Below are 24,887 nucleotides of genomic sequence, written 5' to 3'. Positions count from 1 at the left end.
GTGAGCAAACACATGGCGTTATTCGAATTACCCTTACAAAACGATACGTCACGTAAAATTATTCATCTAGACATGGATGCGTTCTACGCTTCGATTGAAATGCGGGATAATCCGCGACTACGCCATAAAGCATTGGTGATTGCTCGGGATCCGCGGACGACCGGGGGCAAAGGCGTGGTCACCACCGCAAATTATGTTGCCAGACGTTACGGTGTCCACTCCGCAATGCCAGCCAATGAGGCACTACAGTTAGTACCACGTAAGGAGCTCGTTTTTAAAACTCCGGACTTTCCCAAGTACAAAGCGGTGTCGGCACAGATTCACACTTTATTTCATCAGGTGACCGATTTAATCGAGCCGGTTGCGTTTGATGAAGCTTATCTTGATGTTTCGGCTAACCATGCTTTTCCCAGTACGATTGCGCTCGCATTGTGGCTACAGGATCAGATTAAACAAGCCACCCAGCTAACGAGTTCAATTGGCATTTCATATAATAAATTTATTGCTAAACAGGCGTCTGATTATAATAAGCCGGTGGGGCGGACCCTAGTGTTACCCGAACAGGCATTGCTGTTTTTGGATCGTTTGCCTATCAAGCAGTTTCGGGGCGTCGGCAAGAAGACACTACCAAAACTGACTGATCTTGGCGTCACAAACGGCAAAACGTTACGAGCATTGTCGCAGGATCAGTTATTAACCATGTTTGGAAAAATGGGGTTTATTTTATATCAACATGCGCGTGGTGTTGATAATCGACCAGTTGCCGTACACACCGCTAAATCGATTGGTAAGGAACGAACATATGGCACGCCATTAACGGATGCCACGGCAGTTGAGACCCAATTGCGGAAGCTGGCGGCGATGGTGGTAACTGCTTTGAATCAGAAGGGAATGCATGGCAAAACGTTGGTATTGAAAGTCAGAGACGTTGACTTTGTGACCCAGACGAAACGATTGACTCAGGACCATTATTTTGAGGGTGAACAAGCCATTTATACGGCAGCGTGGCAACTTTGGCAGGAAGTTAAACTGACCAAGCTAGCCATTCGACTTTTAGGGATTACGGTCACCGGACTTGACCCTAAGCAGTATGAAAATATTGATTTGCCGTTGTAGTAAAGCATGTGATATCTAAAAGTGGTTTCTAACCGGGCTGGCTCACGCTCTGCTGAAACGCGTTCGCCGGCGCAGGAGTCTGCGTGTAAGGACCTCGAACGCAATGGCCAAAGCCCGGCCATCACGCCCGAGGCCACTTACACTCCGACTCCTAAGCACGCCGGTTCACGCTCTGTATTAGTACACTCTCACCCTATGGTATACTAACGATAGATTGCAATGAGGTGATGGTATGGCGACAAAGCATGAGCAGATTTTGGATTATATTGCAAATTTGGCGGTTGGTAAGAAAATATCGGTGCGTTCAATTGCCAAGCATTTGAAGGTGAGTGAAGGTACTGCTTATCGTGCGATTAAGGAAGCGGAAAATACTGGTTTTGTTTCGACGATTGCACGGGTTGGTACCATTCGAATTGAGCAAAAACCATTAAATCCAATTGAATCCGTGACGTTTAAAACCTTGGTTGATTTGATTGACGCTAAAGTTTTAGGCGGGCAGGCTGGTATGGACAAAAAACTCGACAAGTTTGTGATCGGGGCCATGACACCGGCTGCTATGCGTCCATACATCACGCGTAATTCGTTATTAATCGTTGGTAACCGTGAAGACGCTCAGCGATTAGCACTTGAAGACGGAGCAGCGGTTCTGATTACCGGGGGCTTTGAAACAAGTTCCGCGATTATTGCGCTTGCTGATGATCAGCAATTGCCGGTTTTACAGACGGCTTATGATACATTTACAGTTGCAACCATGATTAACCGTGCGTTGTCTGATCAGGCGATTAAGCAAGACATCTTAACCGTTGCCGCTATTTATACGCCCCTTTCACAAATCGAAACGATTGGCGTGGAGGCAACCGTTGGCGATTATCTGGCAATGACAGATCCCCATTATCCGCTTCCGGTTGTAACGCGAAACGGACGCTTGGTCGGCTTAATGCGTCCGGCACTGGCAGCTGGCAAGAAACCGACTGTGCCAATCGAACGGCTAATGCAAAAAGATCCGCAAACTGTCAAACCATATTTAAGCGTGACGACTGTGGGCCACACAATGCAGGATAATGGCATGAACGCAATGCCGGTTGTTGATGACAGTTGGAATCTTTTAGGCATCGTCACGCGCAATGCTGTCTTTTCCAGCTTAACCGGGATTGCCCATAGTCGTGAACTGACCAATACGATTGCTGACCAGGTGAGTGCACAGTTAACGGCTATTACCCCGCAAAAGCCATATGGTGGTGGGTTTGAGCTCAAAACAGTGCCGGCGATGACCAATACGCTGGGGACGATGAGTTTTGGCGTCCTTGCTGAAGCCATTAATAGTTGCACGACTCGCTACTTGCATGATACCGGGCGCCGGAATGTTTTGGTTGAGGGCGTTAACCTGACCACTTTTCGACCGGTTCAGTTGGAGAGTATTGTGACTGTTTTATTGCGGGTGCTTGAGCTAACGAGACACGATGCAACTTTGGATGTGGACGTTCTCAGTGATGGCGTTCAGGTTGCTAAGGCAGTTGTGACTTGTCAGCTATTAGAAAGGAATTGATCAAAAATGATCCAGACCGATATTATTAACGCTATTAAAGCCAATAATCCAATTATTATTCATCGCCACATCAATCCTGATCCTGATGCGCTAGGGTCACAGGTGGGGCTGGCAGAAACCATTCGTGCCAGTTTTCCGGATAAACAGGTTTATCAAGTCGGCAGCGATACTGGCAATTTAAGTTGGTTGGCTGAAGAGCAAACAATTAAGGATGATGTTTATCAAAATGCGTTGGTGATTGTCACCGATACTGCTGATACGCCGCGCATTTCGGATAGTCGGTTTAATCAAGGTAAAATGCTCATTAAAATCGACCATCACCCCAACGATGATGCTTACGGCGATCTCGTCTGGGTCGACAATCAGGCGAGTTCAGCTTCTGAATTGATTTATGATCTCATTGCTGCCAGTGACGGAGCTTTAACGTTGTCCGACAAAGCAGCGCGGTTGCTTTATGCCGGAATTGTTGGCGATACCGGCAGATTTTTATTCAACAATACTACCCCGCATACACTGCAGGTTGCTGCTGAATTAATTAAAAAAGACTTCGATCCGACTGCCATTAACAATCGGATGAATACCGTGACGCTGGGGCAGGCGCGTTTACAGGGCTATGTCATTGATCATTTGAAAATCAGTCCGGCTGGTGCGGCTAGTGTGACGGTACCGCGCACGGCAATTAATGACCTGCATTTAGCCGATGATCAGGTAAGCGCGGTTGTCGGAACTCCCGGTCGGTTAGATACGGTGGTTGCGTGGGCTGAGTTCATTGAACAGGCAGAAGGCGGTTATCGGGTTCACTTACGGTCTAAGGGTCCGATTATTAACGGCCTAGCCAAGGAACATAATGGTGGCGGCCATCCACTGGCAAGCGGAGCCAAAGCGGCCAATTTTGACGAAATCATTCAAATCGAAACGCAACTTGATCAATTAGTTAAAGACTTTTCAACAACAAGAAAGTAGGCATTATGGACAATCAATTCAAACAATACCAACTCAAGCCTTTTGTGATTGCCGGCCTTGACGCCATGGGGATTACCCAGCCGACGCCGATTCAAAAAAAGGTGATCCCGGCGTTGCTGCGTGGCGAGAACCTGGTAGGTCAAAGCCAGACTGGTAGTGGTAAAACCCATGCCTTTTTGGTTCCATTGCTTAGCCTGGTAGATCCAAATGAAGACGCGACCCAAGTTGTGATTACGGCGCCATCGCGGGAACTTGCCAATCAGATTTACGCAGTTGCCCAACAGTTGACGCAAACCGAACCGGCCATTCGAATTAGTCGTTTAGTGGGCGGGATGGACAAGCAAAAGCAGATTGACAAATTGCAGGCCCATCAACCGCACGTTGCGATTGGCACGCCTGGCCGAATTCTGGATATGATCAAGCGCTATGATCTTGTTCCGGCATCGGTTCGTCATTTTGTCGTGGATGAAGCCGATATGACTTTAGACATGGGCTTTTTGGAAACCGTCGATGCCATTGCTTCAAGTTTTCCCGAACATTTGCAGATGGCCGTTTTTTCCGCGACGATTCCGCAAAAGCTCGAACCGTTTTTGCGCAAATATATGGATCATCCGACCGTGATTGAACTCAAGCCGCAATCGGTAATTGCCGATACCGTTGAGAATATTTTAATCGCAGTTAAGGGGCGCGACAAAAACGAGCTGATTTATCAGTTAGTGACGATGGGCCATCCGTTTTTGGTGTTGATTTTTGCTAATACGAAAACCAGTGTGGATGCCATTCATGATTATTTGAAACATCAGGGACTCAAGGTTGCCAAGATTCATGGCGGGATCCAGCCTCGAGAACGGCGGCGAATTATGAAGGAAGTCGCTGACCTTAAGTATCAGTATGTGGTTGCCACTGATTTGGCGGCGCGGGGGATTGATATCAAAGGGGTATCGATGGTGATTAATGCCGAGATTCCGCGCGATCAGGAGTTCTTCATTCACCGGGTCGGACGTACTGGCCGCAATGGTTTGCCAGGGACAGCGATTACGTTATATGAGCCCGGCCAGGAAGATCAGATTGCTGAATTGGAACATATGGGCATCAAATTTAAGCCTAAGACCATTCAAAAAGGTGAGCTGGTTGACACGTACGATCGTAATCGCCGGGTTCAGCGCAAGCCTAAGCAAGAGGACACGAGCCTTGCCATTCGCGGCTTGGTGAAAAAAGCGAAACAAAAGCACATGCCGAACTATCGTAAGAAGATCCGGACAGCAGTGTTATTGGAACGCAAGCGCAATGCCAAAGTTGCACGGCGTCAAGCCTTGCTAGCCGAGAAACGCAAGCACCGTAAACGAGGGTGAGAACATGGCCGTAAACGAGTTGACGTTACCGACATGGAATAGCTTGGATGAAAAAAGACAACGATTTATTTTCCAACAGTTGACCCGCTACTTTTTGAGTCCGTTACTGACAGTTGATGAGATTCGACCGGTGACTGCTACTTTTTATGGGCAGACGTTGCATACTTTTGAAGCCATGATCGGCGGCGAATGGGTGCGGTTGATTCCGGGGATGGCCCAAGTGAGCTTGGGGTTTCATGCGCAGCAGCAAGAACAACTGGCTTCCTACTTGCAACAAAGCGGTTTGACCGTAACGGACTTAACGCAGGCCTTGTCGCCGCAACGGGAAGTCGCTATGCCGCCTATGCTGGTTGCGACTAAAGCCACGCCAGCAAACGAGGAGATCTTAGGGCGCATTAGTTTGACAACTCGCATTTTCAAGGGTAATCACATGCGCTATGCTGCGATTCGCGCGCAAGTGTTGCACCTGTTGGATCGGCAAGGCAGCCTTGATCCTTTTGCCCAAAGCGGTTGGGCGGCGAGCTTGACCAGTGGCAACATTAAATTACGACTTGCCAGCGCTCATCATTATCAAGTGAGCATCGTCAAGTCCTGGCAAAAAGCGGATTTGATCAAGTCGCTGAGTTTTTTTGGCTTTCGATTGCCGACTCAGGATCAGTATGAATATCTGCAAAGCGGCGGCCGGCAAAGTCTGTTTGCGTTTGGCAATACCTTGCCGCCGCAGTTACCGCGTTATTTGCCGAATCCATTCGGTTTGACGATTCCGGTTGAACGTGCGGGTAGTGAACTGATTGCGGAAGATATTCAAAAAAGTACAGCGTTGCCCGCACAGCCATCAGCTAAAGCAGCGTTAGCATTGTCGCCTTTTTATCAGGCAGAAGGTGCCGATGACCTGACCGTTGCCAGTTATCGGCGGGTTGCAACAGTTACGGTTAATTGAGAAGCCAGACGTCGGGTGTCTTGAACCATGACGAATAGTCGGTTGTTTTTCAATAACGAGTTGACCCGGTTTTTTAGAAAAGCTATAATTGGGACTCGTTAGGATATGTGTCGACCCCTGAGTGAGACAGAAACAGCCGCATACGTTGAGAGCGGCTGCACCGGGCTAAGATATGCTCCCTAATATCAGGTGAACGAATATTAATGAAGTGGTAATGACTCGCATCATTGCAACCAAGGTGGTACCGCGTGCAAGCGCCCTTGGCAGCAATGGTGCTTTTTATGTTGATAAGGGTGTGCGGCCCACGTTAACGCGTTTGTTGGCGCAGGGATCTGCGTGTAAGGACCTTAGTCGCGATGGCCAAGCCCAGGCCATCCCGCCCGAGGCCGCTTACACTCCGACTTCTAACCGCGCCGGCTCGCGCTCACTTTCCATAACGCGCTCCCCAGCGCAGGGATCTGCGTATAAGGACCTTGGTCGCAATGGCCAAAACCCGGCCATCACGCCCAAGGCCACTTATACTCCGATCCCTACCCGCGCTGGCTCGCGCTCACCATAACGCGCTCCCCGGCGCAGAAGTCTGCGTGTAAGGACCTCAGCCGCAATGGCCAAAGCCCGGCCATCACGTCTGAGGCCACTTACACTCCGACTTCTACCCGCGCCGGCTCGCGCTCACTTTCTTTTAGGAGGAAATTTCATGAAAAAAATGTCAAGTGGCGAGATTCGCCAAATGTTTTTGGATTTTTTCAAGAGTAAAGGTCATGCAGTTGAACCTAGTGCTTCGTTGATTCCGGTTGATGATCCCACTTTGTTGTGGATTAACTCAGGCGTTGCAACTTTAAAGAAGTATTTTGACGGGTCGGTTATTCCAGACAACCCGCGTATTACCAATGCTCAAAAGTCGATTCGGACCAATGATATTGAAAATGTCGGGAAGACGGCTCGCCATCTGACATTTTTTGAAATGCTGGGCAATTTCTCGGTTGGCGATTATTTCAAAAAAGAAGTCATTCCGTGGGCGTGGGAGTTATTGACGAGCCCTAAGTGGTTTGATTTTGATCCTAAGCGTTTGTATGTCACAGTTTATCCTAAAGATAAAGTTACCAAAGAACTTTGGCGCAAAGTTGGGGTTGCGGACGATCATATCGTTGAGGCTGAGGATAATTTCTGGGATATCGGTGAAGGTCCATCTGGTCCGGATTCCGAAATCTTTTATGATCGTGGCCAGTCCTTTAACAATGTGGCTGAGGATGATCCGGAAAACTATCCTGGTGGCGAGAATTCACGTTATGTTGAAATTTGGAACATCGTCTTTTCCGAACTGAATCACTTACCGGATGGCCGGTTTGTTGAGCAGCCGCATAAGAACATTGATACTGGCATGGGGCTTGAACGTTTAGTCGCGGTTATCCAAGGCACGCCAACTATTTTTGAAACTGATTTATTCATGCCAATTATCAAGGCAACCGAAAAAATGAGTGCAGGCAAGCGTTACGGGGCCAATGCGCAAGATGATGTGTCCTTTAAGATTATTGCCGATCATGCGCGGACGGTAACCTTTGCGATTGGTGACGGTGCACTGCCAAGCAATGAAGGCCGCGGCTATGTTTTACGGCGGTTGATTCGGCGGGCGGTTTTAAACGGCAAGAAGCTCGGCATCAATCATGACTTTTTGTATCAACTCGTGCCGGTTGTCGGCGAGATTATGAAGAGCTATTATCCACAGATTCTGGCCAACCAGCCGTTTATTCAAAAAGTCATTGAATCCGAAGAAGCCCGCTTCCGGCAAACGCTTGACGCCGGGGTTAATCTGTTGAATCAAATTATTGCTGAACTGAAGCAAGACGGGAAAAAAGAAATTTCCGGTGCGGATGCATTTAAATTGTTTGATACGTATGGCTTCCCGGTTGAAATGACGAATGAATATGCTGAAGATGAAGGCTTGAAAGTCGACATGGCCGGCTTCAAAAAGAACATGGCTGCACAGCGCGATCGGGCTCGCAAAGCACGGGGTGATCGGCAGTCGATGGGCAGTCAAGATACCGTTTTGATGGACATTACCACGCCAAGTAAGTTCACCGGATGGACCGAGTTGGATCATAAACATGCCACGTTACAGGCGATTGTTGTGGATGATCAGCTTCAGGATGAAGTCAGCACCGGGCAAGCCCAACTGATTTTTGACGAAACGCCTTTTTATGCCGAAATGGGTGGTCAGGTCGCTGATCACGGGGTTATTAAAGCTCAGGATGGCACCGTATTGGCCGAAGTGACGGATGTTCAGCATGCACCCAATGGTCAAAACCTGCATACCGTTACCGTTAAAAGCAAATTGACGAAGGGACAGCCATATTGGCTCAGCGTTGATCGTTTGCGGCGTCAGAAAGTTTCACTTAACCATACGGCCACTCATTTGCTGGATCAGGCGTTGCGGGATGTTTTAGGTGAGCATACCCATCAAGCCGGTTCGTTAGTCGAGCCTGATTATTTGCGGTTTGACTTCACTAATTTCGGTCAGGTAACGCCAAAACAACTGCGCGAAGTTGAAACGATTGTTAATCAGAAGATCTGGGATGCTTTGCCGATTACGTGGAAAGAGATGCCAATTGCTGAAGCCAAGAAACTTGGTGCGATTGCGATGTTTGGGGATAAATACGGTGATGTCGTGCGGATTGTTTCCATCGGCGATTATAACAAGGAATTTGACGGCGGCACCCACCCAACCAATACCAATGCGCTAGGTCTGTTCAAGATCACCAGCGAATCCGGCATTGGCGCAGGGGTTCGCCGGGTTGAAGCAGTCACGTCCAAGGAAGCTTATGAATATCTGACCCAACAGCAGGACTGGCTTAAGGAAACGGCTGATCATTTGAAAATAGATCAAGTGAAGAATGTGCCAAGCAAGGTCACCCAACTCCAAGCTGATCTGAAAACCGAACAGAAAACGGTGGCAGGATTGCAAGCTAAGTTGGCAGCCCAAGCAGCAGCCGGCATTTTTGACCGCGCTGAAACAGTAGGCGGATTTAAGCTGATTGCCAAGCAGGTTCAGGTAGCCGGAATGAATGAATTACGACAACTTGCCGATGAGTGGAAAACAAAGCAGGCTTCGGACATATTAGTGTTAGGTACCGAAGCAAATGGCAAGGCAAACTTGTTAGTAGCGGCCAATGCCAATGCTAATCAAGCCGGTTTGAAAGCAGGTGACCTGATCAAGGCCATTGCGCCAAAAGTAGGCGGCGGTGGCGGTGGTCGTCCGGATATGGCCCAAGCAGGCGGTAAGAAGCCAGCTGGCATTCCGTCAGCACTGGCAGAAGCTAAAAACGTGATTAGCCAGCATGCATAAGCATTGAATGCAGTTTTTCTTAAATCAAACAATGGACATCAGGAGTTAGGATGGCGTTTTGCTGACTGACTTCTGGTGTTTTTGTTTTTGCTGCCATGAATACGGGAAGTCATGGTAGAATTAAGAAAACGATTTCAGCGAGGTGAGGGAGATGAAAGCGTTGCGGTTGGGAATGACGGATTTTTTGGGGTCGCGTGAACTGTATCGCGTTGTCCGTCAAGCCGATAGCGTTAAACTGACATATACGGTTGATCCATCAAGTACCGAGGGGACAATCGAAAATGAATTGACTGGCACAGATGCGGAGGCGTTTTTCAGCCGGTTAGCAACGTTTGACTTTGCGTCTTGGCGAGTACTTGGTGAACCGCAGCCGCCACTGCTTGCTGATACACGGTGGAACCTTGCGATAACGGAAGATGATGAACGGGTTTTGCGATATGAAGGCGGACAGCCATTTCCGGATAGGTTTAATGAGCTACTGAGTTTATTAAAATATACCGTGACGGTTCCGGGCGGCCATTTTTTACCGCCGATCGCATGGCAACTGGATTATGTGCGATTTGGTACGTTACAGTTACCAAAGTTTGAAGGCCCAAGACGATTCTTAAGCCGGCAGTTACGCTATCGGCGGACGTATTTGATTGAAGCCAACGAGAACCGGGTTGTGTTGCGCACCCAGTATGCTGAACCGCTTAGTGATCATGATGTGGTCTATCATGATCCCAAATTAGTCGCGGCACTCGCTTCAAAAGTGGCAGCTGCAGTTGCTGAATTGGGTGAAGTCGCTGACCTGTCAATTGATTCAACGTGGCAACCACGGTCTGTACTGGCTTTGACGATTCAATATCCCCACGGTGAGCCAACGCGTATTCAGGTGGATGCCGAGTTGAATCGGACCATGAAAATGCTATGGCAGACCGTCACAGAAGCAATTCAGGCATTTCAGCGCAGCAGTGAACACCGAGATCAGCAAGATGCCATTCAGCTTGGGCCGCAATTGATGCACTATATCAAGGTGAATTTCCGCCACGGGGTCAAAGACTATCTGTACAAAACGGATATCCCCAGTTTGCAGGAAGGCGATCTAGTTCTCGTTCCGGTGGGCAATGAAGGTCGCACGTTACATGCTGAAGTTACGAATCCGTATGTGATGCCGCCAATTCACTTTCCGGTACCCCCTGATAAAATCAAACAGGTGATCGGATTGGCTGACTTGGATGATGATGAAGACGAAGACGATTGGTGTTAAAGCGCATCGTCCAAAAACATCACTTACTTTTGCTCAGGAATTGTACATTTGCATTGATTTCAAGTAAAATGGTCTGTGAAGCGGATAGAATAGAGGTGTAAGAATGAGCACATTAGATCAAACCGTTCACTTTGATTTTCGCGATAACAATCCTAAAAATGTTCACGAGACGTTGGAAACTGTTTATAAAGCACTAGAGGAAAAAGGATATAATCCGATTAATCAGATCGTGGGGTATCTGATTTCCGGGGATCCAGCGTATATTCCGCGTTATAACGACGCGCGTAACCTGATCCGGAAACATGAGCGAGACGAGATCATTGAAGAGCTTGTTCGAAACTATCTTGGCAAGGAGCAAGCTTAATGCGCTTGATGGGGTTGGACGTCGGTTCCCGAACTGTGGGGGTTGCGGTCAGTGATCCTTTGGGGTGGACTGCTCAAGGATTAGAGATCATCCGAATCAATGAGGATAAGCAGCAGTTTGGACTCAAACGGCTCAAAGAATTGGTGACCCAATATGAGGTGACGGCATTTGTCTTGGGATTACCCAAGAATATGAACAATTCAATTGGACCGCGCGCAGAGAAATCACAAGCATATGGTGATTTACTTAAAGAGACGTTTGGGCTGCCAGTTGATTTCATCGATGAGCGATTGACAACGGTTGAAGCTTCGCGAATGTTAATTGAAGAAGCAGATGCCAGCCGTAAGCGGCAAAAACAAGTGATCGACAAACTGGCAGCGCAAATGATTTTGCAGAATTATCTGGATGCAAAAGGTCCCTTGACCAGGCAATAACTCTGGCTGCGGCCGTGCGCCCCTGCCAGAATTGAAGGAGAACAAGATGGCAAATAATGAACATGTCAAACCCGGTGACGACAATCAGCAGATTACCCTGATTGACGAAAAGGGTAATGAAGAGTTATATCAGGTTTTGTTTACATTTGATTCTGAAGATTATGGTAAGAGCTACGTACTGTTGTATCCTGCCAGTGAAGATGATGATCAGGAAGTCGAAATTCAGGCTTTCTCGTTCACACCTGATGCAAACGGTGATGCCAGTTCGGGGGATCTTTTCCCAATCGAAGATGATAAGGAATGGGACATGGTCGAAGAAGTGTTGAATACTTTTTTGGCTGATGACGATTCGAATCTACAAGATTAATGACGTCATGAACCCATCAGGCCACCAGTATTTTGGTGGCCTTTTTGTGGCAATGCCAAAATGCCCCAGTATGGGTGGTCCAAAGAAGGAACGAATAGAGTAGAAACGAAGGAAAGTTGGCGCATACCGAAGCACTTCTGCTCGCACTTTACCAGTTATGGTAGAATACACTTTGAAAGAGTGGAGGCATTCACGCCATGAGTGAAGAGAAGCGTCGTTTTAAGGCCGTTATCGGTGATAAAGCGTATACGATTATCGGTCCCGGATCCGAACAGCACTTTTTGACGGTCACGAAGCTGTTGAATGAACGGCTTGATCAAGTCAAAAAACTTGCGCCGGATCTGACTGCCGAGGAACAGGCGATTTTAGTTGCCTTCAATGCTGTTTCTGATCAAGTTAAATTGCTGGCAGCCCAGCAGGATCATTCTGATCAGAAAGCATAATGGGGGAACGTTTTGATTTCAATTACGATTATTTTAGTTTTGGCCTATTTCTATTATAGCGGGGCTCGCCGTGGTGCAGCCTTACAGTGGTTGCATGTGGGTGGTTATGCCTTGAGTTTTTTAGCCGCAACGGCACTAGCCCGACCTTTGGGAGAACACTTTACGTTGTTGATCCCTTACCCCTCTGCGACGAATGCAGGACAGTTTGCCTTTTATTCCGATAAAATCGGCTTGACGCTGGATGATGCATTTTATCGCGGATTTGCTTTTTTAGTGGTGCTCACGATCGGCTGGTTGTTGACGCGGATTGCGGCCTTGTGGTTCCACGACTTGACGTATAAAGCAATGGCGCACAAAAAGAGTGCATTAATAGGCGGCTGGGCCAATTTAGCGATAGGGTATATTTTTTTATTTCTCATTTTGTCATTATTGGCATTGATTCCCATCACCGGCATTCAACATGGGCTTGATCACTCGCTTGTTGCCAAAATGATGATTAAATACTCACCTGGGCTGACACAGTTTGTGAATGCCCTTTGGTTATGAACATGATGACGCTCAAGGACGGATAACTGACGTCTTTGGGCGCTTCTTGATTATGGGAGCAATTTAAATGAACACGAAGATTTTAAGAACACTTGAGTACGACAAAATTCAACAGGCCTTACTGCGCCAAGTGGTAACGGCAAATGGACAGAAAATGGTCCAAAACATGACCCCGCAAACAGATCCCGAAAAGGTTCAGCGAGCATTAGACGAAACCGCAGATGGAGCTTCGGCATTGCGACTTAAGGGCGGCATTCCGGTTCCACAGTTGGAAAATATTGACCCAGCGCTAAAACGGGTTGATATTGGCGCCGTGCTAAATGGTCAGGAGTTGGCCAGTATCAGTCGGGTTCTGCAAACAGTCAGTGCAATTGATAAATTCTTAACGGATTTGCAAGACCAGATTGACTTTCGCCAGTTGTATTCACTGCAGGCCGAGCTGACCGTGCTGCCACAACTATCAAGGCGGTTAAAGACAGCTGTGGATCCTGAAGGGACGCTAACGGATGAAGCTAGTCCGGAGCTGCATGGTATTCGCGAACAGATTAAGCGAATCGAAGGAGATATTCGCGGCAAAATGTCCGAATATACTCGCGGAGCGCAGTCCAAATATTTAAGCGATCCGATTGTGACCATTCGTGATGATCGCTACGTTATTCCGGTAAAAGCAGCTTATCGTGCCAAGTTTGGCGGGGTCGTTCACGATCAGAGTGCCACCGGACAGACGCTTTTTGTTGAGCCTCAGGCAATCGTTGCGCTGAATAATCGCCTACGTGAGGCACAAATGGCCGAAACAGCCGAAATTAATCGCGTTTTGGCTGAACTGTCGAATGAATTGGCGCCGTATACCGGCCAAATTAAGGCTAATGCGGCGGTTTTGGGACATTTTGATTTTATTAACGCCAAAGCCAAGCTGGCAAAAGCCCAAAAGGCAACCGAGCCACTCGTATCAGCTGAAAATGATGTCCTGCTGCGCCATGCCCGCCATCCGCTCATCGATCCCCATCAGGTGGTTGGCAATGACATCCCGCTTGGCGCTGATTATCAAGCCATGGTGATTACCGGCCCCAACACCGGCGGGAAGACGATCACGTTAAAAACGCTGGGATTGCTGCAGTTAATGGGGCAATCGGGCCTATTCATCCCGGCTGACGATGAGAGTCGGATCGGGATCTTTGATGAAGTTTTTGCTGATATTGGCGATGAGCAGTCGATTGAACAGAACTTATCGACGTTTTCTGCCCACATGGATAACATTGTCCATATTCTTAAGCAGCTTTCGCAAAACAGTCTCGTCTTGTTTGACGAACTAGGCGCCGGCACGGATCCGCAAGAAGGGGCAGCGTTGGCGATTGCGATTTTGGACGCGGTGGGTGAAGTCGGCGCGTATGTGGTGGCAACGACTCATTATCCGGAATTAAAGCTCTATGGTTACAACACTCCGAAGACCATCAATGCCTCAATGGAGTTTGACAGTCAAACCCTTCAACCGACTTATCGCCTGTTGGTAGGCGTTCCGGGGCGCTCGAACGCCTTTGACATTTCGTTACGGTTGGGGTTGCCCCACACAATTGTTGACCGTGCCAAGTCGATGATCGGATCCGATAGTCATGAACTTAACGACATGATTAGCGATTTGGAAAAACAGCGTAAGGCCGCCGAAACTGCTCGCGCTTCTGCACAGCGGCAATTAGCAGCAGCTCAGGCACTTCATGATGAATTGGCGAGCGCATATCACACGTTTACCACCGAGCGCGATGCTCAGCTACACCAGGCCAAAGAAAAGGCGAATGCGCTAGTTGACAAAGCACAGAAAAAAGCGGATAAAATTATTAAGCAGCTGCGGCAAATGCAACTGACCAATCCGGGTACCGTCAAAGAAAATCAGTTAATCGCAGCCAAAACCGATCTAAAACGGTTGCATCAAGATGAACCGCTGCAGAAGAACCGCGTGTTGCGGCGAGAACGCGAAAAGCAGGCGTTGCATGTTGGTGATGAGGTTAAAGTTGCCAGCTATGATCAAACCGGGACCTTGTTACAACAATTTGATGAGCATCATTGGCAGGTACAGTTGGGAATTTTGAAAATGAAAGTCCCGACAACCGAGCTTGAAAAGATCAAACCATCTAAGCAGGCAGCCAAGCAGCGGCCGGTCGTCAAAGTCAGTGGCGGTGGCATGAGCGGCCCTTCAACAACCTTGGATCTACGCGGCGAACGCTACGATCAGGCCATGGCTGACTTAGACCAGTATATTGACGCAGCACTGTTAGCCGGGTACCCATCCGTCACAATTATTCACGGTTTAGGCACCGGTGCGATCCGCAATGGGGTTACCCAATATCTGAAACGTCATCGCCAAGTCAAAAGCTTTGGATTTGCCCCGCAAAATGCTGGCGGCTCCGGAGCGACGATTGTTAATTTCAAGTAGTTGGCTAGTTTTTTGCCGGTAGATGTGCTATGATTTAGTTACAAAAAGTAAGAGGAGGAATCCGTTCATGGTTCAAGCAGTTACAGATTCAAACTACAAGACGGAGACCGACACTGGCGTCACCCTCACTGATTTTTGGGCGACTTGGTGCGGCCCTTGTCGGATGCAGAGTCCAGTGATCGACAAATTAGCCGAAAGTCGCGATGACGTCAAGTTTGTTAAGATGGATGTCGATGCTAATCCGGAGACACCTAAATCATTCGGGATTATGGCGATCCCAACGCTGGTCATCAAAAAAGATGGCAAGGTCGTTGAAAAGCTGGTCGGTTATCAAACCAAGGATCAATTAGAAGCAACCTTAAACAAGTACACCGCTTAATTGAATTTGTGATCCAGACACACTGATTGAATGGTCAGTGTGTTTTTTTGACCATTTTTTCGGGGACGCCAGAATCAAGAAAACAAAAAAATATCCCAAAATTCTGATTTCATCTAAAACGAGGGAAAACAATATCTTTTTTAGCTTTAAGCGGATATATTTAAGCTATTTCGATGGCCCGTCACCGAATTTTTCAGGCAAAAAGTACCGGCTGAATTTGCGCTGATTCGAGTCTGAAAAAATGCCGCCGATGCCTAGTGTTTCGGGACTTTGAACGGTTATCTAACTGGCCTGTTTGATTCACATTACGAAACTGTTAGGTGATTGTTACGCTTTTCGTTGGCGAGGCTTTTTCTGTAAAACTATAATGGATGTGTCAATAAGAACGTGGGGTGACAAGATGTTCACAAAATTAAAAGCGGTGTGGGAAAATCCCACATTTCGGTTCATCTTTTGGACCGTCACGTATTTCGTGATACTGCTGGTCCTGGTTTATCTATATGGTTACAGCGGTATTAACAACAGTAAATTCATTTATAACGAGTTTTAAAGGGGGAAACCGCGATGATCGATAATGTTATTACAGCGATTGATCGGGTCGCCGCAGAGCATCCAACGCGCGTGGCTTATGATTATGAAGGTACCCAATATACCTACGCGCAGTTGAAAGAAGGCAGTGACCGCCTAGCTGGATTCTTTGCGGAATCATTGCCGGCTGGTGAACCCATCATCGTCTATGGTGGTCAAACCTTTGACATGGTTGAGGTTTTCCTTGGACTTTCTAAATCAGGGCATGCCTACATTCCGATCGACACGCATAGTCCAAATGAACGGATTACCCAGGTGCAAGATGTTGCCCACGCGCCTGCTGTGATTGAGGTGGCACCGCTTCCGATTACGGTTCCGGATGTCAAGATTATTCAGGCGCCGGAGTTACATCAAGCTGAGCAGTCACACGCGCCAATTCATTCACTGCAGCATGCGGTTGCTGGCGATGATAATTACTACATCATCTTTACAAGCGGCACAACGGGGAAACCAAAAGGCGTTCAGATTAGTCACGATAACCTTTTGAGCTATGTGAATTGGAATATTTCCGACTTTGGGCTTGAAGAAGGCGTTGTCGCCATGTCTCAGCCGCCGTATTCCTTTGACCTAAGCGTGATGGATCTTTATCCGACCTTGGTTTTAGGTGGCACCTTGAAGGCTTTACCAAAAGAAGTCACCGATAACTTTAAAGAATTATTTGCGACGTTGCCAAAATTGGGCTTGAACGAATGGGTATCAACCCCTTCTTTTGTCGAAATTGCGTTACTTGATCCGAATTTCAAGCAGGAAAATTATCCGAACCTGACCCATTTTCTGTTTTGCGGTGAGGAGCTAGTTAACAAAACCGCCCAAGCGCTGATCACACGTTTCCCGAAAGCAACCGTCTATAACACGTATGGTCCGACCGAAGCCACCGTTGCGGTTACGGGAATGGCGATTACCCAGGCGATTGTTGATCAATATCCGCGGTTACCGATTGGCTATGCAAAGCCTGATACCAACGTTTATGTGGTTGATGAGCAAGGTGAACAGGTTTCCGCTGGCACGGAAGGCGAATTGATGATCGTGGGTCCAAGCGTGTCGAAAGGGTATCTCAATAATCCGGACAAAACAGCCGCGGCATTTTTCAAGGCTGGCAATCAACGCGGTTATCGGTCTGGTGACTTAGTGACCATGACCGCAGATGGGATGGTCTTTTATCGCGGTCGGACCGATTTCCAGGTTAAGTTGCATGGTTATCGCATTGAGCTAGAAGATGTTGATCACAATTTGAATCAGGTTTCTTATATTAAGCAGGCGTCAACGGTTCCGCGGTATGACAAGGATCATAAAGTTGCCCAGTTGATTGCCTTTGCGGTTGCCAAACCAAATGACTTTGATAGCGAAATGAAACTAACGCAGGCAATTAAAGCCGAACTAGGGAAAATGGTGATGGAATATATGATTCCCCAACGGATTATTTACCGGGATCAGTTACCATTAACGGCTAATGGCAAGGTTGATCGCAAAGCACTGATTGCAGAGGTAAATCATTAATGCTTAATTTACAACCGTATGAGAATCCACAGTATTTTGTCTATTTAATCATTGCCTTGCTTCCCGTCATCATCGGCATGTTCAAAGGCTTTCGGATGCATTGGTATGAAAGCATCTTTTCGTTGGTTTTCCTGGTACTGATTTTTGACGCCGATAAATGGCCTCAAGGAAAAGCATTATTGGGCTATGTGGTTTTCAACTTGTTACTGGTTTACGCGTATTTCAAATATCGAACGCGCGAAGGCTCAAAAAATTCCACGGCAGTCTTTTATCTGAGTGTCGCGTTGGGAATTGCGCAGCTGGCAGTTGTCAAGTTTACGCCGCTGTTTCAACATCATGGTTCCATTCTGGGCTTTCTCGGCATTAGTTATTTAACTTTCCGAGTGGTCGGCACGATTATGGAAATTCGTGATGGATCGATTAAAGACCTGAACATGTGGAAGTTTATCCAATTTCTGCTATTCTTCCCAACCATCTCAAGTGGCCCGATTGATCGGTATCGGCGATTTGTCAAAGATTACGATCGCGTTCCTGATCCCGAGCATTACGCCCAGTTGGTGACCAAAGCGATTCACTATCTGATGCTTGGTTTTCTGTACAAGTTTATTCTGGGGTATATCTTTGGAACCTTGTGGCTGCCTTCTGTTGAACACATGGCGATGGCCAGTCGCGGTGGGGCTTTCTTGGGACTCAGTTGGCCAGTCGTGGGCGTCATGTATGCTTACTCCGGTTATTTGTTCTTTGATTTTGCCGGTTACAGTTTGTTCGCGGTTGCCATTTCCTACTTGATGGGCATCGAAACACCGATGAACTTTAATAAGCCTTGGATGTCATATAACATCAAAGACTTCTGGAATCGTTGGCATATGAGTTTGAGCTTTTGGTTCCGTGATTATATCTATATGCGCTTTGTGTTCTTTATGATGAAACACAAGTGGATTAAATCGCGGGTCTGGACGGCATTTGTCGGTTACCTCGTTTTATTCCTGATTATGGGGATTTGGCATGGTGAGACCTGGTATTACATTGTCTATGGGCTGTTCCATGCGATGCTCATTAATCTGACGGATGCATGGCTGCGGTTCAAGAAAAAGCATAAGGACTTTTTCCCGCATAACCGCGCAACGCACTACTTCGCCATTTTCATGACCGCTAATGCTGTATGCTTCTCGTTTTTGATTTTCTCCGGTTTCTTAGACAAGCTGTGGTTCCACTAAAAGAATGTTGTTGTAGGCGGTCAATCGCTTGAAGATTGGCTAGGGTTTAAAAGAAAGAGGTAATTCATCATGGCAGACGAAGCAATTAAAAATGGTGTTTTGGATATTTTGGCAGATTTAACAGGTTCGGATGATGTGAAAAAGAACTTGGATCTGAACTTATTTGAAACCGGACTCCTTGATTCAATGGGAACGGTTCAGTTGCTATTGGAACTACAGAGTCAGTTTGGCGTTGACGCACCGGTTTCAGAATTTGATCGTAAAGAATGGGATACACCAAATAAAATCATTGCAAAGGTCGAACAAGCACAATGAAAAAACCGATCGGGAAGATCCTTTGGCGCGGACTTGGCCCGTTGCTGATCGCTATCATCCTGGTCGCTGCGTTGATGCTCGTGCCATTTAAGTTTGGCCGCAGCAGCCAAGCAACGATCAGGCAGGCGGCCAGCTCCATGTCGGCCAACGTGCTGAAAGGCGAAACTATAAAAAACGAGGCCATGGCCGAAAACTATGTCCCGTTCATTGGGTCATCCGAATTGTCGCGGATGGACGCATTTCACCCTTCCGTGTTGGCTCAGAAGTATCATCGTGATTATCGCCCATTTCTCATGGGAATGGCGGGAACGCAATCACTCACGCACTTCTTGTCCATCAATGCCTTGACGCATGTTGAAGGCAAGAAGGCAGTGATGGTGCTGTCCCCACAATGGTTTGTACCAGGCGGTGTTCGCAAAGCCCAGTTTGATTATTTCTATTCGCCGGCACAGATGACAACCTTCTTACTTCATGCTAACCCGAATTCGGAAGCGGATCGCTTTGCAGCCAGACGGTTACTTCAATTTCCGTCCACCGATTCTGATCGGACCGTCAATGAAGCACTGAAGAATATTGCTGCCGGTCAGAAACTGTCAGATGGCCAGTATTGGTATTTGAAGCAGGTCAAGGATCCAATGGCTGATCATCAGGATGCGTTGTTTTCACGGCTATTTTTAAATAATAACCAACCGCAACTTGATAAGGCTGCCAAGACATTGCCAAGTACTTACGATGTTGATGATCTAGATGGATTGGCAACGCGGATGGGGATGCAGGAGACGACCAATAACCCATTTGAATTGAAGAATGATTTCTACACAAAGCGGGTTAAGCGGAACATGCCGAAATTAAAGGGGTCGCAGGCAACTTGGAGTTATGTTAAGTCGCCTGAGTATTCAGACTTACAATTGGTGCTGAATACGTTCGCCAAGAAGCATATGGAAGTGCTCTTTGTTATCCCGCCGATCAATGCAAAATGGGCGGCCTTCACCGGGCTGGATCTAGGCATGATTCAAAACACGGTCACCAAAATGAAGTATCAGCTGCAAACACAAGGCTTTAATCACGTTTTGGATTTGAGTCAGGATGGGGCACAGCCTTACTTCATGGAAGATACCATTCATATTGGCTGGCGCGGCTGGCTGAAGATGGATCAAACGGTGCGGCCATTTTTGAAGACAACCAAAGCAGCTCCCGTTCATTACAAGCTCAATGATCAGTTTTATACCAAACACTGGCAACAGCAATCGGCCAATGGGTTAGATTAGAGGCCAGTCAGCTTTAGGTGTCCTAGCATTATGTAGTAAAAAGTGAACCAAGCATAAAAAACGAAGGGCAAACGAATTTCTCCCATGTCGGGAAAATCCATTTGCCCTTCGTTTATTTTCTGTATGCAAGTTGACTCAGCTTTGATCGCTTGCAAGATCAATTAAATGTTTGGCGGTGGGTTGCGCATCTTTATTGTCCATCACAACAGTCAGAACAACATTTTGCTCGCGGCGCTGAATGGCACTGCCTCCTTCGACTGCAAAGCCAAATACCTGCTGCAGCGCTTGCGCTAAAAAGCCGGCTTCGAGTTGAAAGTCGGGATCGTCATAGGTACGAATCCGAGTCGCGACAACATCTCCTGCAAGCAGATATTGGCGCTCTTGCCGTTTCTGTTTAAGTGGCGACAAAGTTCCCAGACCAACCTGGGTGAATAGCTGTGGTAAGGCAGATTCCGCGACAGGTAATTTGGTTGCCAAGTCACGTCCAGCCCAATAGAGAATATGGTGCTGTTCTTCACCAAGCATATTTGGCAGCATAAGATCGCGCATTGCCGTGATTGCAAAGAATGAAACCGAGCCGGGAAGGTTCAGCAGGGTGGTATAATCAGATTTTGCCATGTTGTGCCTCCTGTTTCTATTCGTCTAGTATAGCCGAAAAATGGATTGATAACATACTTTTCTGAGTGCTTGCATTTTTTTTGGATTAAACTCACAATAAAGACTCGGAGCTTTATAGCGGTGGCCAGCACGATAAGGGATCGACGGCTGCGTTCCTTTTCGAGGGACAGGGTTGATGTTGGAAATACCACGGGATGGGTTGGCGTGAAAGAAGGGGCCGGCAGCGGCTTTTCTGGACACGGCGACCACTAATCGGCGGTCTTGCCGTCATCAAGTGATTCAAAAGGAGAATTATGATGAACAAGCAACCAATCGGATTTATTGATTCAGGTGTCGGCGGCTTAACGGTTGTGAAAGAAGCGCTCCATCAGCTACCAGCCGAAAACACCATTTATTTAGGGGATCAGGCACGCTTGCCATATGGACCGCGGCCAGCTGAGCAGGTTCAGGCATTTACTTGGCAGATGGTCAACTTTTTACTCACCAAGCATATCAAAATGCTGGTAATTGCGTGCAATACGGCAACGGCGGCAGCATTACCGTTAATCAAGGCCAGATTGAAGATCCCGGTCATCGGGGTGATCAAGCCTGGTAGCCGAGCAGCGTTAAAGGCTACCCAGACCGGCCATATTGGTATTATTGCTACGGAAGGTACCGTCAAAAGCGGGGCGTATCCTAAAGCTTTACGAGCCAAAGCACCCGACATTCGCCTCACGAGTCTGGCCGCGCCCAAGTTTGTGTCGTTGGTGGAAAGTAACGAAGCGCACTCACCGATTGCCAAGCGTGTGGTAGCGGACACCTTGCAGCCGCTTTTACATCAAGATATTGATACACTGGTGTTAGGTTGTACGCATTATCCGATTTTGCGGCCGATTATTCAGAATGTGATGGGTGAAGACGTCACGTTAATTGATTCTGGTGCTGAAACCGTTAATGATGTTTCGATGTTGCTCGACTATTTTGACTTAGCCAACGATGGTAGCGAGGTGCCAACGCATACGTATTATACGACCGGCGCACCATCAATGTTTGACGAATTGGGGGAATCATGGTTGGAACTAAAAAAACCGATGCACGCACAGCATGTTGACATTGATACACAACCAACGCATTTTGTAGAGCCGACTTCTGAGGCGACTGATAAAACCATTGTCATTGCCAGCAAGAACCCCGGCAAGATAAAAGAATTTAAAGCGATGTTTGAGCCAGCAGGGGTAACCGTTAAAAGTTTGGCTGATTTTCCTACTGTGCCCACGGTGGATGAAACCGGGACCACTTTTGAAGCAAATGCCCGCCAAAAAGCTGATCAGTATGCACAGGATTTAAATTTGCCGGTGCTTGCCGATGACTCAGGGTTGATGGTTGATGCCTTGGACGGACAACCGGGAATCCGTTCGGCGCGCTATGCCGGTGACGGTCACAATGACGCGGCAAATAACGCCAAACTGCTGGCTGCTTTGGCCGATGTTCCTGAAGAAGCGCGAACGGCAACGTTTCATACGACGCTGGTATTAGCCAAGCCCAATCACCCTGAAGCCGATTTGGTGGTTCATGGCGATCTATCCGGACGCATCACGGCGATCCCCCGTGGAACAGACGGGTTTGGGTACGATCCTTTTTTCCTGGTGCCGGCGTTAGATAAAACGTTAGCCGAACTGACTGCAGATGAAAAGAATGAAATTAGTCATCGTGGTAATGCAATGCGCGCATTGGAGAAGGTTTGGCAGGCATGGTTGGAGGAAAATGTATGAAGATTTTGGCAGTGAGTGACGCACATGGCGACCGCGATATTTTGGCGGCTATTTTGAAGCAACAGCCGAATCTAGATGGTTATTTTTATGCGGGAGATTCGGAATTACCTGCAAACGATCCGCTTTTTAAAACTTATCGTGCAGTCGCAGGTAATATGGATTTTGATCCGGATTTTCCCATGACCGTCACAGCAACTATTGATAACACCACGATTTTTATGACACACGGACATCGTTTCGGGGTGAACTTTGGACTGGATAAGCTGGTGGCAGCGGGGGAAGCAGCCCACGCACGGCTTGTGATTTTTGGTCACACCCATCAGTTGGGTGTTGAAGAACATGCCGGGATGATTGTGTTGAATCCAGGCTCTATTAGCCAGCCGCGAGGGCAATTCGCCAATCTCGGCGGCACATATGCCACGGTTACTTTTACATCCGATCAGATTCACGTTGATTTCTTGAAGCGTGATGGCAGTATCGTTGCACCGTTAAGCCGTGATTTTTTGCAATCATCACACTGATTACGGAAACATTGTGGCAGCGGGATAGGCGAGTATAGAAAAACGGTCCCAATTACGGAACCGTTTTTTATATGGTCATCTTTAATTTGAGGTTAAAGAAATAAGAGCTTATACGTTAAAACAGCTAGGATAGCAGCGGCGATGGGTGCTACAACCGGGACCCAAGCGTAACCCCAATCGGAGCTGCCTTTGTGTTTTAGTGGCAACAGTGCATGCAAGATACGCGGTCCCAGATCACGGGCCGGGTTTAATGCCGGTCCGGTTGGGCCACCCAAAGATGCCACCAGCGTTGCCACGAGAAATCCTAAACCCATGTGTGCAGTGCCAAGGTTGTTCTGGAAGAAAGGTGCCTTAGTAATACCTAGAGCGCCAATGAAAAGAATGTAAGAACCGATAAATTCATTAACAAAACCATTCAGCTTACTCTTGGTGGCACTAATCGTACTGAAAGTTCCAAGAATATGCTGTGTATTGGTGGTGAGATCATAATGCGGTTTATACGCGGCAACGACAAGCAGCTGGCCTACCATTGCTCCTGCCATCTGAACGGCAATATATGGTAGCACCTCGGACCAAGGGAACATGCCTGATGCTGCTAATCCTAGGGTAAAGGCGGGGTTGATGTGGTTACCGGAGATGGCGCCAAACATCATGGCAGGGATCATCACCCCGGCACCATACCCAACGGCGATCAACAGCCAATCGGAGCCATTTCCTTTGGTACCTTTCAAATCAACGTTGGCAACGGAACCGTTCCCTAACAGAACCATAACGGCGGTCCCAATAAATTCAGCGGCTAACCGCACTCCTAAATCATATGTCATTTTTTTCCTCCAAATTAGTCAAAGATCATTAAAGTTTCAGTAGAGCTTATACAAGTATAATTATTGCTCAAGATAGTGTATCAATTTTTATAAATACCGTCCATTGAAATTCCCTTGGAGAGCGCGTTATAGACAGCTCATGGTAAAATAATATGAGGTGTTTATCCGTCTTTTGGCGGATGGCACTTACCTTAATGAGCGTTAAGATGCTTTAAAGAAGGTTACTTAGCTCAACATAATTTCGCTTTTTCAGCTAGAATAGCAATATCAAAAAGGAGCTAGTCATATGTTAAATCAGGTCATTGCCAACATGCTGGTTGAAAATCGGCATCACTTTATGATCGCTGCGGATATGGTGGCAACGGTTTCGGAGAATAATCCCTTGAGTCACGCCTTTCTTGTGCTTACAAAGGTTAGATATGCAAAGATTCCCGTGTTGGATCATGATTCGAAGTTCAAAGGACTCATCTCACTACCTATGATTACCGACACGATGCTGGGGCTGGACCATATCAGTTTTCAATCTTTGGACACCATGACGGTTAAAGACGTGATGCAAAAGGATGTCGCCACGATTAACGACCCATATGATTTGGAGACTGTGTTACATTTGCTGGTCGATAATCCGTTTATTCCAGTCGTTCAGGATGGCTACTTTACGGGAATTGTGACGCGACGTGAAGTGATGAAAGGCATCAATAACATTGGCCATAACATCGACAAACAGTTTCAATTGGAACCGGTCGCACCGGTAACGGAGAAAGAATCTTAATTGATTAAAACCAGCAAAGCAAATGAATGCGTGCTGGTTTTTTTGC

24 protein-coding genes are annotated in these 24,887 nt (G+C 47.4%); 22 read left to right on the top strand and 2 right to left on the bottom strand.

The features are described from left to right. Positions 1-12 precede the first annotated feature (12 nt). The 19 genes from dinB (at position 13) to dltD (ending at position 20,355) form a co-directional block, all read left to right on the top strand. Positions 13-1,116 carry a DNA polymerase IV gene (gene dinB, locus ACWP87_RS01535; RefSeq protein ID WP_005685511.1) on the top strand — a complete coding sequence of 368 codons (1,104 nt, stop codon included), beginning with the start codon at positions 13-15 and terminating at the stop codon, positions 1,114-1,116. Between the two features lie 232 nt (positions 1,117-1,348). Beyond that, positions 1,349-2,662 carry a DRTGG domain-containing protein gene (locus ACWP87_RS01530; RefSeq protein ID WP_005685512.1) on the top strand — a complete coding sequence of 438 codons (1,314 nt, stop codon included), beginning with the start codon at positions 1,349-1,351 and terminating at the stop codon, positions 2,660-2,662. A 6-nt stretch (positions 2,663-2,668) separates the two neighbouring features. Further along, positions 2,669-3,625: a DHH family phosphoesterase gene (locus tag ACWP87_RS01525; protein ID WP_005685513.1), complete on the top strand. Its 957-nt coding sequence runs from the start codon at positions 2,669-2,671 to the stop codon at positions 3,623-3,625. A gap of 5 nt (positions 3,626-3,630) precedes the next feature. Continuing rightward, complete coding sequence (locus ACWP87_RS01520) at positions 3,631-4,977, top strand: DEAD/DEAH box helicase (protein ID WP_005685514.1); 1,347 nt, start codon at positions 3,631-3,633, stop codon at positions 4,975-4,977. A 4-nt stretch (positions 4,978-4,981) separates the two neighbouring features. Then, positions 4,982-5,917, top strand: coding sequence for a hypothetical protein (locus ACWP87_RS01515; RefSeq protein WP_005685515.1), 936 nt, complete (start codon positions 4,982-4,984; stop codon positions 5,915-5,917). A 697-nt stretch (positions 5,918-6,614) separates the two neighbouring features. Continuing rightward, positions 6,615-9,260, top strand: coding sequence for an alanine--tRNA ligase (alaS, locus tag ACWP87_RS01510; RefSeq protein ID WP_005685518.1), 2,646 nt, complete (start codon positions 6,615-6,617; stop codon positions 9,258-9,260). Between the two features lie 151 nt (positions 9,261-9,411). Further along, the gene (locus ACWP87_RS01505) at positions 9,412-10,509 is read left to right on the top strand and encodes a hypothetical protein (RefSeq protein ID WP_014569306.1); all 1,098 of its coding nucleotides are present in this window, start codon (positions 9,412-9,414) and stop codon (positions 10,507-10,509) included. Positions 10,510-10,612: 103 nt separating this feature from the next. Beyond that, positions 10,613-10,873, top strand: coding sequence for an IreB family regulatory phosphoprotein (locus ACWP87_RS01500; protein ID WP_003564007.1), 261 nt, complete (start codon positions 10,613-10,615; stop codon positions 10,871-10,873). Further along, complete coding sequence (ruvX, locus tag ACWP87_RS01495; protein WP_005685521.1) at positions 10,873-11,307, top strand: Holliday junction resolvase RuvX; 435 nt, start codon at positions 10,873-10,875, stop codon at positions 11,305-11,307. The genes ACWP87_RS01500 and ruvX overlap by 1 nt, the downstream gene beginning before the upstream one ends. Before the next feature lie 46 nt (positions 11,308-11,353). Beyond that, complete coding sequence (locus tag ACWP87_RS01490; RefSeq protein WP_005685522.1) at positions 11,354-11,674, top strand: DUF1292 domain-containing protein; 321 nt, start codon at positions 11,354-11,356, stop codon at positions 11,672-11,674. 197 nt (positions 11,675-11,871) lie between these two features. Then, complete coding sequence (locus ACWP87_RS01485; protein ID WP_005685523.1) at positions 11,872-12,117, top strand: cell division protein ZapA; 246 nt, start codon at positions 11,872-11,874, stop codon at positions 12,115-12,117. Positions 12,118-12,129: 12 nt separating this feature from the next. Further along, positions 12,130-12,663, top strand: coding sequence for a CvpA family protein (locus tag ACWP87_RS01480; protein WP_005685524.1), 534 nt, complete (start codon positions 12,130-12,132; stop codon positions 12,661-12,663). Positions 12,664-12,730: 67 nt separating this feature from the next. Then, positions 12,731-15,091 carry an endonuclease MutS2 gene (locus ACWP87_RS01475; RefSeq protein WP_005685525.1) on the top strand — a complete coding sequence of 787 codons (2,361 nt, stop codon included), beginning with the start codon at positions 12,731-12,733 and terminating at the stop codon, positions 15,089-15,091. Positions 15,092-15,158: 67 nt separating this feature from the next. Beyond that, positions 15,159-15,470 carry a thioredoxin gene (trxA, locus tag ACWP87_RS01470; protein ID WP_005685527.1) on the top strand — a complete coding sequence of 104 codons (312 nt, stop codon included), beginning with the start codon at positions 15,159-15,161 and terminating at the stop codon, positions 15,468-15,470. A gap of 400 nt (positions 15,471-15,870) precedes the next feature. Then, on the top strand, positions 15,871-16,020 hold the full coding sequence (locus ACWP87_RS01465) for a teichoic acid D-Ala incorporation-associated protein DltX (RefSeq protein WP_005685528.1): 150 nt from the start codon (positions 15,871-15,873) through the stop codon (positions 16,018-16,020). Between the two features lie 14 nt (positions 16,021-16,034). Next, positions 16,035-17,555: a D-alanine--poly(phosphoribitol) ligase subunit DltA gene (gene dltA / locus ACWP87_RS01460; protein ID WP_014569307.1), complete on the top strand. Its 1,521-nt coding sequence runs from the start codon at positions 16,035-16,037 to the stop codon at positions 17,553-17,555. Further along, a complete protein-coding gene (gene dltB / locus ACWP87_RS01455; RefSeq protein WP_005685530.1) occupies positions 17,555-18,772 on the top strand; it encodes a D-alanyl-lipoteichoic acid biosynthesis protein DltB in 1,218 nt (405 codons plus the stop codon). Before dltA ends, dltB begins: the two co-directional genes overlap by 1 nt. 69 nt (positions 18,773-18,841) lie before the next feature. Then, a complete protein-coding gene (dltC, locus tag ACWP87_RS01450) occupies positions 18,842-19,087 on the top strand; it encodes a D-alanine--poly(phosphoribitol) ligase subunit 2 (protein WP_005685531.1) in 246 nt (81 codons plus the stop codon). After that, entirely contained in the window at positions 19,084-20,355 is a 1,272-nt protein-coding gene (dltD, locus tag ACWP87_RS01445) for a D-alanyl-lipoteichoic acid biosynthesis protein DltD (RefSeq protein WP_014569308.1), read from the top strand. Before dltC ends, dltD begins: the two co-directional genes overlap by 4 nt. Before the next feature lie 135 nt (positions 20,356-20,490). Here the strand turns inward: dltD and ACWP87_RS01440 are convergent, their stop codons facing one another. Beyond that, positions 20,491-20,973, bottom strand: coding sequence for a DUF2507 domain-containing protein (locus ACWP87_RS01440; protein WP_005692013.1), 483 nt, complete (start codon positions 20,971-20,973; stop codon positions 20,491-20,493). Positions 20,974-21,269: 296 nt separating this feature from the next. Here ACWP87_RS01440 and racE point away from each other — a divergent pair, with 296 nt between their 5' ends. Both racE and ACWP87_RS01430 read left to right on the top strand, forming a co-directional pair. After that, a complete protein-coding gene (gene racE, locus ACWP87_RS01435) occupies positions 21,270-22,724 on the top strand; it encodes a glutamate racemase (protein ID WP_005685534.1) in 1,455 nt (484 codons plus the stop codon). After that, positions 22,721-23,245 (top strand): YfcE family phosphodiesterase, encoded by a 525-nt coding sequence (locus ACWP87_RS01430; protein ID WP_014569309.1) that lies wholly within the window; start codon positions 22,721-22,723, stop codon positions 23,243-23,245. The genes racE and ACWP87_RS01430 overlap by 4 nt, the downstream gene beginning before the upstream one ends. A 92-nt stretch (positions 23,246-23,337) precedes the next feature. Here ACWP87_RS01430 and ACWP87_RS01425 read toward each other — a convergent pair whose 3' ends face one another. After that, positions 23,338-24,069, bottom strand: coding sequence for an MIP/aquaporin family protein (locus ACWP87_RS01425; RefSeq protein WP_005685537.1), 732 nt, complete (start codon positions 24,067-24,069; stop codon positions 23,338-23,340). Positions 24,070-24,355: 286 nt separating this feature from the next. On the opposite strand from ACWP87_RS01425, the gene cbpB reads away from it, so the two are divergent. Then, complete coding sequence (gene cbpB, locus ACWP87_RS01420) at positions 24,356-24,841, top strand: cyclic-di-AMP-binding protein CbpB (RefSeq protein ID WP_014569310.1); 486 nt, start codon at positions 24,356-24,358, stop codon at positions 24,839-24,841. Positions 24,842-24,887: the final 46 nt, after the last annotated feature.

The sequence above is a fragment of the Lacticaseibacillus sp. 22 genome (assembly GCF_055413445.1).
The sequence above is the reverse complement of the archived record's forward strand: the minus strand, read 5'-3'. Positions and strand labels throughout refer to the sequence as shown.